Origin of the sequence: Polynucleobacter sp. CS-Odin-A6 (assembly GCF_018882095.1) — a bacterium.
Taxonomy (GTDB): domain Bacteria; phylum Pseudomonadota; class Gammaproteobacteria; order Burkholderiales; family Burkholderiaceae; genus Polynucleobacter.
Genome location: NZ_JACVPD010000001.1, coordinates 1 through 13,319, shown reverse-complemented (window position 1 = coordinate 13,319; position 13,319 = coordinate 1). Strand labels below are relative to the sequence as shown.

Here is a 13,319-nt window from a genome sequence, read left to right as displayed (position 1 = left end):
CCAAATTGGATTACCTGCCAAAGCTATTACAGATTCAAAATATCAAGCGGGGATATTTTTTAAATGCTTGATTACCCATGCTGGATCACTGTCACTTGGAAATATTGGGTAATGAACAGCCTCGATCACGCCATCATTCGCGATTAAGGTAATGCGTTTTAATAAAGTCATGCCGGCAGCAACAAACGTAGGCAATTGCAGTGCCCGCTGAAATTGATAATCAAGGTCGCTGACTATCGGAAATGGTAAATGCAAACGATCCGCCATCTCTTGTTGATATTCGGTAGATTGCACACTCAGCCCGACGACTTCTGCACCAAGCGCCTGAAGTTCTTGGTAATGATCCCGAAATGAACAGCTTTGCGGCGTGCATCCCCTTGCACCAGGAATCTGATCCCACCCATCTGGCAAGGCAACATTGGGCTGACCTGTCATTGGATAGCAGTAGATGACTAGCCGACCGGAGATCTCGCCCAAGTTCAACTGTTTACCAGTGGTTGAAGCTAGCAGCATGTTGGGTAATCGCATACCAACCAAGTGATTGGCAGCCCCGTCATCTTGGGGAATAGGTAAGTCTGTGGGCAATTGATTGAGATTGGTCATAGTCGTCACTTTATCTTATTTTTTATCTTAACTATTGGTGCGGCCTCTCATATTATCGAGCTTCTGACTTAAGATTTCTACTGCTTGCGTTAATGCAAATAGCTCTTTTTCTTTCATCAAATCAATTTTTTGATGCAGTAGCTCAATTTCTAACTCCGCTTTCACATTGATCTCAAAGTCATTACTAGCCTGCTGACGATCAATTTCTGACAGTCGATTTTGGCTCATCATAATTGCTGGGGCGGTGTATGCTGCCTGAAAAGATAGCATCAGGTTCAACAAAATAAAGGGGTATGGATCCCATGTATTTCCATTATTGATAGAGTTGTAGCTAATCCAAGCAAGAATACAGATGCTCTGAATAATGATAAATTTCCATGAGCCCACCATCTTAGCAACGACATCAGAAATTTTCTGGCCCGTCGTAAGCCCTAAAACCTCATCTGAAACATGACTAGAAATCTTGCTAGGAAAATCTTGGCGATGCCTTCTTCTATGAGCCCGCAGCGCCTCTAGTACTTGTAATTCTTTAGTGGTGGGTGTCAGTGCAGTCATAGTCCCTCGCTTTATATAGATACTTTACGCTCATAACAAGGGTAATTCATCGTTTTATTTCAGGCGCGGGCTACTGAATGAATTTTAAATTGAGCTCCCATCGCGCTTAATAAAACACAACGGGAGCACATTGATCTCAACAATGTAGATCAATATGCTCCGCAAATCCAATGCTAGAGCCCAATCTGCATGACTCTACTTGCTGGACTTATATTTTTGTACGGCCGCCTTCAGGTCGGAGTATTCCTCGCACCCAAAAGTACAGACCTTGTCTAGCCTAGCCAATAGAGCCTCAGCTCCAGGTAGATCATTGTTGATTAACTTTAGCTTTCCATAATATTCAAGAGCACCCCGATGATTCGGATCTATTTTTAATGCGGCTTGATAGTACTTTTCTGCCCCAACCAAATCAGGTGGCTGCTTCTTACGCAGACTGTAGCCCATCAAATTATTCCAGTCTGCGGAGCTTGTGTCGTTAGCGCTCTGCAATTGCTTAATGGCCTGATCGTATTTTTCAGCTTTAATGCTTGCGCGTGATTCCGTTAACCAAGTTGGGTCGGATTTGGCTGGCGTTGAATCTGCCGCTTGAGACGACCCAATTAAGGAGAGGGCCAATAAAAAGATCAATAAAAAATGTTTCATAAAAAAGCCTTTTTAAATTAATTAATTGATACCCTAGGGCGTAGGGCTTGGATACATCACGTGTGAAAGATATTCCCCATTTTTATTCACTTTTACTAAAACCATATCGCCCACCCCTACGACCTTACCAGTGAAAGCCTGAATATTCACATGATGAGTTACAAAAATAGTGGGCTTCTTTGATTGCTGACTTAATATATTTTTGATGAGCGCTTCTAACTCTTTGGTTTGTTTCTTTTCAAGACTCATGTTATCGAAAAACGATCCTAATGCGGGCTCAATCTTGACTGGGCCTTTATTGAGAAGGGTTGCCGTATCTAGACATCTGCACCATGGACTACTAAAGACCTGGGCATTCTGGAGACCCTGATTACTTAACCAATTTCCAATAACCCTTGATTGCTTTTTACCGTAATCATCCAAATTGCGCTGGGTTGAGCACTGGCTAAGTACATATCCTGCAGGATCACCATATCCCGGAGCATCAGCATGGCGCATTAGCAGAACATGTTGGCCATCTTGTAAGTCACCAGCCAAAGACGCCATTGCCTGCTCTACAGAAAAGAGGCTGCTCATCATAAAAACAATCAGGGCGATTATTCGGCTGAACCAACTCATTAATATACTTTTATTAGTGCTTTTAGGAGTTCTCATAGTAATCCATGGCTCATCATCTTGCTGTCACAAAGAAAACATCACGCACAAAAAGAGTCATTGCATGGTCCTGGGGCCTTGATACAAAAACATACTTTGTTAATCTCCCCAAATACTCCAATTCAGAGAGGGTGGCGAGGGCTGAGTCCATGAGACGGGATACTTCTTTTTACCAACTCCCAGGCGACTCCAAATAAAAGCGACTGCTGAAATAATGAGAACTCCGAATAAAACGGTAAATCCGATATGCGAAAAATTAGCGTGCGCCTGAATCATAATGAGTGGGTTAGCGCCTGCTGGAGGATGAACAGTTCTCGTCAATAATAAAACACCAATCGTAATCACTACTGCCACCACCATTACCCAAAGTCCATCGCCAAATAATTGAAATGCAATAACCCCAATGAGACTGCTGAACAAGTGGGCTCCAAATACAGCCCTAGGCTGAGCAGCTGGAATCGTGGAGAGGACAAATAAAAATAAAGTGGTTCCACCAAGAGATGCGAGCAGTAGCGGGGAGGATGCATGAGTGCAATAGAGTGCCAATGAGATGGCTACTGTAGAGCCAGTCAGCACCCACAATAGACGCAGTACATGAATTTTTCCCATGACAAATTAAACTACTTTTAATACTGCAGATAAAGAATTTCCTTCGTAATTGGGCTTCTCCCCAATCTCTTCAAAAGGATGTCCGAGCCGGTTGACCCAAAACACATCAAAGCCAAACCACTTGGCCGCTAAAGCGTCCCAAGCGTTGCTAGAGACAAACAGAATTTCTTCTTTTTTGACGGGGAATGCTTTTAGTAAAAGCGCGTAAGCTTGTGGGTCCGTTTTAAATAACCGTATATCCTCAATCGTGACGACTTGATCTAAATAGGGTTTCAGGCCATTACTCTCAACCACGGTCGCCAACATCTCTCTACTGCCGTTAGATAAAATAGCCGTAGCAATACCCTTTTCTTTAATTGCCTTGAGAACAGTGATGCTATCTTCAAAACCAGTGAGCTTGGCATACTGATCCATCAGTCGCTGTTCATATTCTGGCGTGAGATTTAAACTCATTCGCTTACAGACGTACCGCAAAGAACGAATCGTCAGCTCCCAAAATGGAAGGTAGTGTTTGCTGCCTTTCGGATTGGGGTCGCTCATTGTCACCAAGCGGGTGTATTCGATTTGACGATCACGCCACATCAAAGCAAAGGCCTGACCATGCCCTGGAAACAGCTCTTCTGCTAATTGCCCCATGGAATACACATCAAACAATGTTCCATAGGCATCAAAAGCGATTAGCTTGTACATACTGTCCCCTTATTTTTATAGTTAATTTCTATTGTCGTTTAAAACCCTATTACCAGAGAAATTTTTTCTGGCGAACAAGCCCAATCCACCGCGCTAAATAAAACCAGGTTCAAGTGAACTAGGAGGGCTATTTACAAGCTCCCACTTCAGCAGGTCTTTGTTGAGAGGCTCTGAGAGCCATCGAGCCCAATCGCCCGCGCATATTATTTTTCATAAAGTATTCGACTATGACTGATGGAATGATGGAGTCCAGCTCCAGCAAGCTGTTGTACTTAAAGGTTGTTTTGTTGCCATTTGGCACCAATTTCCAAGCACCCTTATAAAACTTAGCATCACCACTCAGCTGCTCAAAGCTGACCAATTCATTTGGAGTCTCGGTATATTCGACAAGGGACTTCATCGAGATGTGGAAAAAAAGCACCTCCTCCTCAATTACCCTGCGGACGCGTACCTTATTACCAGCCCTTGAAATCACGGTCGCCTCGATAATTCCCGGAATATTTTTTGAGCCCTCATAGTCTGTAATAAAACTGTAAGCACTACAGATATTGATAGGAACAACGTAACTGGCATTAATTTGAAATCGGCCATTTATTGGAGTTATGCTCACCTGAATATCAAACGGGTTTGCATTTTCTTCAGCATGACTCAGGGTGACAAACAAAACCAGCATTAGGGAGAAAAGCCATTTCATCCTTCATTTTAGAGTCAGATGGAATTCGCCGTTTAAAGCGATCCTAGCGCTTACTGAGGGTTTTTACTGCAGCGCCAATCAACTACTGAATTTATTCAAGGAATGATTTATAGTCATTTGAAATAAATAAGGCAATTAATAACTAAAAAGCATCTTAAGGCACTCAAGGAGACAGCAATGCAATTAACCATTAATGGGGAAATCCACAATATCGATGTGGAGCCTAATATGCCTTTGTTGTGGGCGATTCGTGAAGTCGTTGGACTTACGGGCACTAAATATGGTTGCGGGATTGCACAGTGTGGTTCCTGCACCGTCTATATGAATGGTGAACCTGTGCGCTCTTGCTCCATTCCCGTTTCAGCGGTAGGTGGTATGAAAATCGTCACAATCGAAGCACTCTCAAAAGATAATTCTCATCCGGTACAAAAAGCATGGATTGCTTTGGATGTACCTCAGTGTGGCTACTGTCAGTCTGGTCAAGTAATGGCAGCCGCAGCTTTACTCAAAAAAATTCCTAAGCCTACTGATGCCGATATTGATAATGCAATGACTAATGTCTGTCGTTGCGGCACTTATCAAAAAGTACGCGATGGTATTCATGTGGCATCTGGGCAGAAGAAGCTTGAAGAAGTTCTCGCGCAATATGATGCCTCAACTAAGACACGTGGATAAGGGGGCCTGAGATGACAACTAATACAGAAAATACCAGCCTGTTGGCAAGTGCTTCTCGTCGTGATTTCATCATCAAGGGGTCCCTTGTAGGTGGCGGCTTGATGCTGGGGCTTGGGGCTTGGCCAGATCTTGCGCTGGCGCAAGCCAATAGTACATACGACCAAAACACCCCCATGAAAACGGGCGAGCCCGAGGTAAATGCCTGGGTATCTATTAAGCCCGATGATACTGTGGTGATCAGAATTGCCCGCTCAGAAATGGGTCAAGGTACCCGTACCGGTTTGGCACAATTAGTTGCGGAAGAATTAGAGTGCAACTGGAAGAAAGTCACTACAGAATCTCCTACACCAGGACAAAGTTTGGCGCGTAAGCGGGTTTGGGGAGAGCATGGCACTGGTGGTAGCCGAGGCATTCGGATCTCCGAGGATTATGTACGTCGCGGCGCTGCAGCTGCACGCATCATGCTGGTACAAGCAGCAGCAGACAATTGGAACGTTCCTATTGGAGAATTAACAGTCAATAAGGGAGTAATTACTCACGTACCAACAGGTCGTAAAACAACTTATGGAAAAGTGGCTGAGCGTGCTTCAACCCTGACGCCTCCCGACCCAAAGTCGATTACCTTAAAGGATCCAAGAACTTGGAAGGTTGCCGGACAACCCTATGCTCGCATTGACACAGCAAATAAGGTTAATGGCACTAAAGTGTATGGACTGGATTTGCAGTTTCCAGGAATGCTCTGCGCCTCCATCAAAGCTTGTCCGGTATTTGGCGGTAAGTTAGTGAGCTATGACGAAGCAAAAGTAAAGAATTTGCGTGGCGTCAAAGGCGTTGTCAAAATTAACGACAGCATAGTCGCAGTAGTCGCTGATACTTGGTGGCGTGCCAATACCGCACTGAATGCTTTACCAATCGTATGGGATGAAGGTGCAGGTGCAAATATCTCCTCGTCCAATATTAATAAGACCATGCGTGATGGACTAGATGAACAAGGGGATTTTTGGCAACGCAAGGAAGGTGATGCTGTAGGTGCAATTGCATCCTCCGCTAAAAAGGTTGAGGCGATTTATTTCACACCCTATTGTGCTCACGTCAATATGGAGCCCATGAATACCACCGTCAAAATCACTGGCGATCGAGTAGAGGCTTGGGTACCAACACAAAATGGCGAAGGCTCTCTTGCCGCCCTATCCGAAGCTACCGGCATCCCTTTAGAGAAGTGTGAAGTATATAAATTAGACTCAGGTACTGGACTGGGTCGTCGTGGCTCAACTCAAGATTTTGTGAGCTACGCAGCTAAGGTTGCACAACAATATCCTGGCGTGCCGGTGAAGGTGATCTGGAGTCGGGAAGAGGATATGACGCACGACTTCTATCACCCGACTGCCATGGCTAAGATGACGGCTGGCTTTGATGTCGCTGGTAACTTGACCGGCATGCATATTAAAGTTGCCGGTCCATCCATCAATGCCAGGGCTACACCATCAGCAATTAAAAATGGTAAAGATGAGCGTCAATTACAAGGCCTTTATGAGAAGGGTCCCGATGCGCAGTTGGGCTATCAATTCCCAACCCTATTGACTGAGTATGTAATGAAAAACTCGCACGTGCCAGTTGGTCCATGGCGTGGCGTCAATACAAATCAAAATGGCATCTTTATGGAATGCTTTATGGATGAGTGCGCCAAAGCAGCCAATAAAGATCCCTTGCAGTTCCGCCAAGCCCTAATGCAAAACCATCCGAAACATCTTGGAGTCCTAAATGCAGCCGCCAAGATGGGTAATTGGGGTAAACCTACGGCGCCCGGAGTTCACCGTGGTATTGCTCAGTTTATGGGTTATGCAAGTTATTCTGCCGCAGTTGCTGAAGTATCCATGAAGGGCAACATCGTCACCATCAATCGATTGGTATTTGCTTTGAATTCGGGACATGTTGTGAATCCCTATTTGACTCGTGAACAGATCGAAGGATCGGTGGTAATGGCACTAGGAGCCATTTTCAGTCCAGAGATCACGGTAGAAAATGGGCGCATCAAACAACAGAATTTAGATTCTTATCCGCTGCTCAAGCTGTCCTCAACGCCTCGTGTTGAAGTAGTCCTTGTTCCTACCTATGACTTCTGGGGCGGGGTCGGCGAGCCCACCATTTGTGTTGTTGGTCCGGCCGTAGCAAATGCTATTTCTGCTGCGATTGGCAGACCTGTTAGAAACTTTCCGCTTTATAAAGAAAATCTCAGCCTGGCGTGATGAGGTACCAGAGCTAGGCTCAATCTTGATTGAGGGATTGAGCCTACCTGGAGCGAGAAGTAAGGTTAGGCCTAGCCAGCAGCCACATCTCTTTCTGCTGGCTTAAGCTACAGTAAATTTGAGGTTACCTAACTTCTCAATACGCGTTTCAAGTTTATCGCCGGGCTTTAACCAAACCTGCTTATCTTTGGGATAGCCTGTAATTACGCCTTCTGGGGTGCCCGTGAAAATAATGTCACCTGGTTCTAGCGTAAAGATCTTCGATGTGTAACTCACAATCTGAGCACAATTAAAGACCATGTCGTTCGTATTCGATGACTGACGCACTTCGCCATTAACGTATTGTTCAATCTTGAGTTGATTTGGATTGCCGACTAGGTCTGAGGTCAAAATGTACGGGCCTATGGGTGCAAAACCATCATTGGTTTTACCAATCATCCACTGGCTACTGCGTTGTTGTAGTTCTCTTGCGGTGAAGTCTTGCCCGGTAGCATAACCAAAAACATAGGACAAAGCGTCGGCCTCACTAACATTGTATGCACGCTTGCCCATCACAATCACTAGCTCTGCCTCGTAGTCAAACTTTTCTGCATTGACTAATGATGCCCTTACAACGCCATTATGGCTATTGAGGGTGTTATTAAATTTATTAAACAAAATGGGTAACGTTGGTATGGGATTGTTCGTTTCCTTAGCGTGTTTGGCATAGTTCAATCCCACGCAGATGATCTTCTCTGGATTCGTAACCGCAGGCGCAAATTCAATTTTGCTTTCATCTAAAAACAAATTTGGTCCGCCTTTACTCAATGCCAAGCTAACTAACTTGCCTAAGCCCTGATCACCATTCTGAATCAAATCATCAGTCGTAGTTGGCGCCTTTACCTTAAATTGTTTAGCTGCTTTAGCAACATCTAAGATTCCTCTCCCAGTCTTTACGCCTAAAACATATTGATTATTGGCTTTATAGTTAAGCACCGTCAGATTCTTAGCCATCTCTGGATTAGCAATCCTCACAGCGCCTGCCCCCGGGCCAGCAGCCTCAGCCTGATTTGCAATAAAAGGAGTTGTCAAAGCCGCTCCGCCAGCGAGGGCAGATACCTTTAGAAATTCACGTCGCTGATTGCTCATAGTCTCTCCAGATTGAATGCTGATGATTGAAATTTTTGCTCTGGATAAGAATCTAACACGAGCTTAAAAATCGTCAGCCTAGGGATTACCCCTGAATCCGGGACGCGATAGCTTGACTGTCAGGTGTCGAATGACGCAACAATCGCAAATCTATTTTGCTGTTTTAGATATTTTCTATACGGGGTCAATATGAGTCATGACATTGAGAACTGGCAACTCTTTCTTGATTTGATTTCCAGCCCTAAGAGCAATGTCATGTCCAACCTGGACAGAGGCATTTGCATCGACATCAATATGCACGTCAACCAGAATCATATCGCCCATCTTGCGTGTTCTGAGATCATGAAAGCCTCGAACGCCATCCGTAGATTGAATGATTTTCACTATTTGCATATGCTCTTCTTCCGATATAGCTCTATCCATCAAATCATGTAAGGCATCCCAACCGAATTTCCAACCCATTTTAGCGACCATCAAGCCAACCACTAAAGCACCAATAGCATCAAAGATGGGGTGCCCTAATAAGGCGCCAACAATACCAATGGAAACAACCAATGAAGAGGCAGCATCAGATCTTGCGTGCCAGGCATTCGCTACCAGCATAGACGATCGAACTTGCTTGGCTACGGCCAACATGTATCTAAACAGTAACTCTTTCGCTACCAAGGAGGCCAAGGCCACATACAAAGCGAGAATTTGAATTTGCCCGGCAGGCACAGGGTCGATAATTTTTTCTCCGGCCTTGAACAGCATCCCTGCACCAACAGCCAATAAAGAAATTCCTAAAAATAGAGAGGCTGCAGTTTCATATCGTTGATGCCCCTATTGATGGTCTTCATCTGCATCTTTAGCGCTATGGTGATTAGCAAAAAGCACAACAAAATCAGCCACTAAATCTGTTGCAGAATGAATGCCATCGGCAATCAAGCCTTGGGAGCCAGACACAATACCGGCGAACACTTGTGAAACTGTTAAGCCGATATTTACAACCACGCTCACTAAAGTGCTACGTTTAGCGGCCCCCTGCTTTTCTGGCGTTTGTGATTCGTGATCTACTAGATTTTCATTCATCCGAAGATATTATCAAACTCACATGAAATGTTCAGATCGCTAGATGTTGGCCATCTATTGCGTCAAGCCCTGCAAAGATCCGTTAACTACTAAATAAAAAGAATAGGCCCACGCGATCACAAGGCTTAGGCCAACCAAATACATTGGATAACGAATAGCCTGTTCTGGGGCGCCCTGTTTTGTACCCGTTATCATTGATTTAACTAAATTTTCTTTTTGTAAAAAGCTCATAATGATTGCGGCGGCCACGTGAATAGCAACAAACCCCAAAGCTAGGCTAGAAATAGCTTCATGTGCCCCAGTCATATATTCCCCGAGGTATTCTTTAACACTCCAATAGCCGGTTAAACCGATTAGCAAGATCAAGATCATTAGTGAAATCATTACTAATGCACCTACAGGATTGTGCCCAAGTCCAAGATGTTGATTGCCTGTGAATAACGACTTGAGATGATGCAGAGTTTCTGTGGGACCTTTAATAAACTCGGTAAAGCGAGCATACCTTGTGCCCACCATCCCCCAAATGACTCTAAAGAGAACTAATGCGCAGGCTGAATAGCCAAAAGCATAGTGAACCATTTGTTGTGACTCGCCTTCTGAAGTGAACCATGCTCCCGCAAAAGAAATCACTAATAGCCAATGAAAAACTCTGACCGGAAAGTCCCAAACTAGGACTGGTTTTTTTGGATTGGAAGTATTCATTTTACGAGCGTCCTCATATAGGCTTCATGGCCCCTTAGTAATCCGCGGGGGTTGCAGAAAATGCTAACTCTGCAAAACTGAATAGCGCTGAAACTAAGAACTGTCTTTTCATCATGACGATGCACCTCGCTTACTTATCAATTCAGTATGCGCCCAATACAATGGATAATGCTGTTTTAAAAATAATAAGTTGCTGATTGCTTGATTTCAGTCAAATAAGAGTGAAATGTCGTTTTAAATAGCTTTTGATCTACGAGACACTGAATCAAGCTGAGGCCTTAGCTAGGCTCAGCAAAAATAATGATTCAAATATAAACTCGACATAACTTACTTTTACCTCAAGCAACTATGAAATATCTACTATTCTTCTGCCTATCTTTTTTTAGTCTAAGCTCCATTGCCGGCGGCGAAGAGACCTATAAAGCGGTTTGTTCTAACTGTCATGCTACTGGCCTGAACAAGGCCCCCATGGTGGGCGATAAAAAACAGTGGGGCAAGCTGATTAAAGAAGGTCAAGCGCACATTACTTCTGATGGCTATCACGGTGTAGGGGCGATGCCAGCAAAAGGCGGGAAGCCAGATCTCACTGTGACTGAATTTGCATCCGCAGTCGTTTATATGGCAAATCAAGTTGGGGCTAATTGGAGAGAGCCAGACGAAGCCATGCTCAAAGATATTAATAAGCGAATAGCTAAAAAGTCGTCAAAGTCTTAGTTTTCACTCATCACATTGGGGGAGATCAATGAAGGAGCGGGTTTTTAAAAGTAGCAACTTTCTAGAGTCCAATATCGGCGAACCTATTCGCTCAGTTATCACTGAATCAGGGGATTCTGCTGTTATTGCTTGGCACGTTAATCCCGGGCAACGAATTAGCGCCCATTTTCATCCTCACGGACAAGACACTTGGATTATTCAATCGGGTATTGGCGAGTATCAGACAGACAATGCTGGTTCGACAAAGGCCATTAAAGCCGGTGATGTTGTAGTCGCCCATGCAGGCGAAACCCATGGCGTCCTGAACACCGGAACCGAGCCGCTGATCTTTATATCAGTGGTGTCACCCGCTTTATCGGGATATGAATTACTAGTCAATCAATAAGTCTTGCTAGCTCAACATGGCTCTGCTTTTGCGAGAAGCCCCTGTTAGAGGGGGCTTTAAAGTAACTTACTTTTTTGGATTTTTGGCGTAACGTAAGTAGGGTAACTTCATATCTAATGAGCCAAATCGAGCGCTGGCTTCCGCATCATTTAAAGCTAAGCCCACTATTACATCTTGGCCGGGAACCCAGTTTGCTGGAGTTGCCAATGGAACGCCATCAGTAATCTGAATGGCATCAAGCACCCTTAGAATTTCAGCAAAATTACGGCCAACCGACATTGGGTAGGCCATTGTTAAGCGTAACTTTTTATCCGGCCCAATGATAAACACAGTGCGCACAGTTGCACTATGGGCAGGAGTACGGCCATCGGGTAAATAGGCATCAGCCGGCAGCATGTCGTAGAGCTTGGCTACCTTTAATGAAGTGTCATCAATAATTGGGAAATCTGCAGGCACCCCAGCAAAGGTAGCAATATCTTTTTTCCACTTCTGATGATCGTCCACGCTGTCTACGGAAACGCCCATTACCTTGGTATTTCGCTTGGCAAACTCTGGGGCAAGTTTTGCCACCGCGCCAAACTCTGTTGTACACACAGGCGTAAAGTCTTTTGGATGAGAAAACAAAATCGCGTAGCTATCGCCGATCCAATCATGTAAGGTCAAATTACCAGCCGTAGAATCTGCCGTAAAGTTTGGCGAAAGATCGTTAATTCGTAATGTCATATTCGTTCCCTGGGATGGTTGTCACGCTATAGCCATACTACGCCACAATGTTTATTTGGACAGAATCGACTAGGAACGAGGATTTCTAATCACTAAAAAGGCTTTTGTGTAAGCGCTAACGTACTTTTCTAAAAAACAGTACTATGTAAATTATCCATTAATTCAAAAATATTCTTAAGGACTTTTAATGAAACTTCACTCTTTATTATTTACGGGCGCACTCTTAATTCTTTCGAGCCATTCAGCCTTTGCACAGTCAGTTGATTTTGTTGAGCCCAAGAATGGCGCAACTGTTACCAGCCCATTCAAAGTAGTTTTTGCTGTAACAGGAATGACGGTTCAGCCTGCAGGTGATATGACCGCCAATACGGGTCACCATCACTTACTCATTAATGCTGAGAATATTCCAAGTGGGGCTGTGATCCCAGCGGATGAAAAACATATTCATTTCGGTAAAGGCCAAACTGAAACTGTAGTAAATCTTCCGCCTGGTAAATATAAGTTAACTATGCAGTTTGCAAATGGTGCTCATCAGTCATATGGTTCCCAACTATCTAAATCGATTGATGTAGTTGTCAAATAGACTTATCAACCCAAGCACATGAAAAACCACCCTAGGGTGGTTTTATTGTTTCTTGGTAGCCCGGGGCGAAATCGACCAGGGCCTATGATGACTTACTCTGGACAAGACTGATTTAGCGATAGCCTAATAAGTCGTCCTGGGTTCGCTTTTGCCCCTCCACGAAGCGCTTAGTGCAAATTCCTGCTCCACTATGGCCGCTTTGTTTTTTAGAGTCGACCTGCATTTGATACAAGGCATCAAAACAATCTCTTCTATTAGCAAACTTTAGGCTTTCTGTATGGGCTTGCTTGCCCTTGTAAAAATGAAAGAAATCTAAAGTCCAAAACTTGTCGCCCTGAATGCCAGTATTGCTTTGCTCAGCAGGAGGTGGATTAACGCAAGAGCTCAAGAGAGCCGCAAGGCAAACAATGAATAATTTAAGCACTTTGATCATCTGCTGCCTGTTGAGTTGAAGAAGATAGTATTAGTGTATCTAAATCATCCCGACCTAAAGAATCTCATCTGCCAGCCCAAATGAAAAAGCCACCCTCATGAACTGACCCCCAGTAGTTGGACAGTTTAGTTAGGTTAGCACGAGGGATTGAGTTCGGTATTGCACCGGGCTTAATCCCTTTAGCTTTTCTTTGATTCGATCATGGTTGTAGT

Annotated in this window: 17 protein-coding genes and 1 pseudogene; 5 read left to right on the top strand and 13 right to left on the bottom strand. The window is 44.3% G+C overall.

Going from position 1 to position 13,319, the window contains the following annotated elements; genetic code table 11:
* Positions 1 to 42: 42 nt before the first annotated feature.
* The 7 genes from ICN15_RS00090 to ICN15_RS00060 form a co-directional block, all read right to left on the bottom strand.
* The gene (locus tag ICN15_RS00090) at positions 43 to 603 is read right to left on the bottom strand and encodes a peroxiredoxin (protein WP_216200486.1); all 561 of its coding nucleotides are present in this window, start codon (positions 601 to 603) and stop codon (positions 43 to 45) included.
* Positions 604 to 630: 27 nt separating this feature from the next.
* A complete protein-coding gene (locus ICN15_RS00085; protein WP_216200485.1) occupies positions 631 to 1,158 on the bottom strand; it encodes a DUF1003 domain-containing protein in 528 nt (175 codons plus the stop codon).
* Positions 1,159 to 1,353: 195 nt separating this feature from the next.
* Positions 1,354 to 1,800, bottom strand: a complete 447-nt coding sequence (locus tag ICN15_RS00080) for a hypothetical protein (protein ID WP_216200484.1) — start codon at positions 1,798 to 1,800, stop codon at positions 1,354 to 1,356.
* 33 nt (positions 1,801 to 1,833) lie between these two features.
* The gene (locus tag ICN15_RS00075; RefSeq protein WP_255532797.1) at positions 1,834 to 2,418 is read right to left on the bottom strand and encodes a histidine phosphatase family protein; all 585 of its coding nucleotides are present in this window, start codon (positions 2,416 to 2,418) and stop codon (positions 1,834 to 1,836) included.
* 135 nt (positions 2,419 to 2,553) lie between these two features.
* On the bottom strand, positions 2,554 to 3,063 hold the full coding sequence (locus ICN15_RS00070; RefSeq protein ID WP_216200483.1) for an HPP family protein: 510 nt from the start codon (positions 3,061 to 3,063) through the stop codon (positions 2,554 to 2,556).
* A 6-nt stretch (positions 3,064 to 3,069) separates the two neighbouring features.
* On the bottom strand, positions 3,070 to 3,753 hold the full coding sequence (locus ICN15_RS00065; protein ID WP_216200482.1) for a haloacid dehalogenase type II: 684 nt from the start codon (positions 3,751 to 3,753) through the stop codon (positions 3,070 to 3,072).
* A 127-nt stretch (positions 3,754 to 3,880) separates the two neighbouring features.
* Positions 3,881 to 4,447 carry an SRPBCC family protein gene (locus ICN15_RS00060; RefSeq protein ID WP_216200481.1) on the bottom strand — a complete coding sequence of 189 codons (567 nt, stop codon included), beginning with the start codon at positions 4,445 to 4,447 and terminating at the stop codon, positions 3,881 to 3,883.
* Positions 4,448 to 4,624: 177 nt separating this feature from the next.
* On the opposite strand from ICN15_RS00060, the gene ICN15_RS00055 reads away from it, so the two are divergent.
* Together ICN15_RS00055 and ICN15_RS00050 are read left to right on the top strand one after the other, a co-directional pair.
* Complete coding sequence (locus ICN15_RS00055; protein ID WP_216200480.1) at positions 4,625 to 5,122, top strand: (2Fe-2S)-binding protein; 498 nt, start codon at positions 4,625 to 4,627, stop codon at positions 5,120 to 5,122.
* Positions 5,123 to 5,133: 11 nt separating this feature from the next.
* A complete protein-coding gene (locus ICN15_RS00050) occupies positions 5,134 to 7,368 on the top strand; it encodes a xanthine dehydrogenase family protein molybdopterin-binding subunit (RefSeq protein ID WP_216200479.1) in 2,235 nt (744 codons plus the stop codon).
* 102 nt (positions 7,369 to 7,470) lie between these two features.
* Here ICN15_RS00050 and ICN15_RS00045 read toward each other — a convergent pair whose 3' ends face one another.
* The 3 genes and pseudogenes from ICN15_RS00045 to ICN15_RS00035 form a co-directional block, all read right to left on the bottom strand.
* On the bottom strand, positions 7,471 to 8,496 hold the full coding sequence (locus ICN15_RS00045) for a fumarylacetoacetate hydrolase family protein (protein ID WP_216200478.1): 1,026 nt from the start codon (positions 8,494 to 8,496) through the stop codon (positions 7,471 to 7,473).
* Positions 8,497 to 8,670: 174 nt separating this feature from the next.
* Positions 8,671 to 9,567, bottom strand: a pseudogene (locus ICN15_RS00040) (cation diffusion facilitator family transporter).
* Between the two features lie 54 nt (positions 9,568 to 9,621).
* Positions 9,622 to 10,269, bottom strand: coding sequence for a cytochrome b/b6 domain-containing protein (locus tag ICN15_RS00035; protein WP_216200477.1), 648 nt, complete (start codon positions 10,267 to 10,269; stop codon positions 9,622 to 9,624).
* A gap of 348 nt (positions 10,270 to 10,617) precedes the next feature.
* On the opposite strand from ICN15_RS00035, the gene ICN15_RS00030 reads away from it, so the two are divergent.
* Positions 10,618 to 10,983 carry a cytochrome c5 family protein gene (locus ICN15_RS00030; RefSeq protein ID WP_216200476.1) on the top strand — a complete coding sequence of 122 codons (366 nt, stop codon included), beginning with the start codon at positions 10,618 to 10,620 and terminating at the stop codon, positions 10,981 to 10,983.
* Between the two features lie 28 nt (positions 10,984 to 11,011).
* Positions 11,012 to 11,368 carry a cupin domain-containing protein gene (locus ICN15_RS00025; RefSeq protein ID WP_216200475.1) on the top strand — a complete coding sequence of 119 codons (357 nt, stop codon included), beginning with the start codon at positions 11,012 to 11,014 and terminating at the stop codon, positions 11,366 to 11,368.
* A gap of 66 nt (positions 11,369 to 11,434) precedes the next feature.
* Here the strand turns inward: ICN15_RS00025 and ICN15_RS00020 are convergent, their stop codons facing one another.
* Positions 11,435 to 12,091, bottom strand: a complete 657-nt coding sequence (locus tag ICN15_RS00020) for a peroxiredoxin (RefSeq protein WP_216200474.1) — start codon at positions 12,089 to 12,091, stop codon at positions 11,435 to 11,437.
* A gap of 187 nt (positions 12,092 to 12,278) precedes the next feature.
* Between ICN15_RS00020 and ICN15_RS00015 the strand changes: the two genes are divergently transcribed.
* Positions 12,279 to 12,674 (top strand): DUF4399 domain-containing protein, encoded by a 396-nt coding sequence (locus tag ICN15_RS00015; protein WP_216200473.1) that lies wholly within the window; start codon positions 12,279 to 12,281, stop codon positions 12,672 to 12,674.
* Between the two features lie 112 nt (positions 12,675 to 12,786).
* Here the strand turns inward: ICN15_RS00015 and ICN15_RS00010 are convergent, their stop codons facing one another.
* Both ICN15_RS00010 and ICN15_RS00005 read right to left on the bottom strand, forming a co-directional pair.
* Positions 12,787 to 13,107, bottom strand: a complete 321-nt coding sequence (locus ICN15_RS00010) for a hypothetical protein (RefSeq protein ID WP_216200472.1) — start codon at positions 13,105 to 13,107, stop codon at positions 12,787 to 12,789.
* A 129-nt stretch (positions 13,108 to 13,236) separates the two neighbouring features.
* Positions 13,237 to 13,319 (bottom strand): IS3 family transposase (locus ICN15_RS00005; RefSeq protein ID WP_216201464.1); only part of this gene is annotated, 83 nt, incomplete at its 5' end.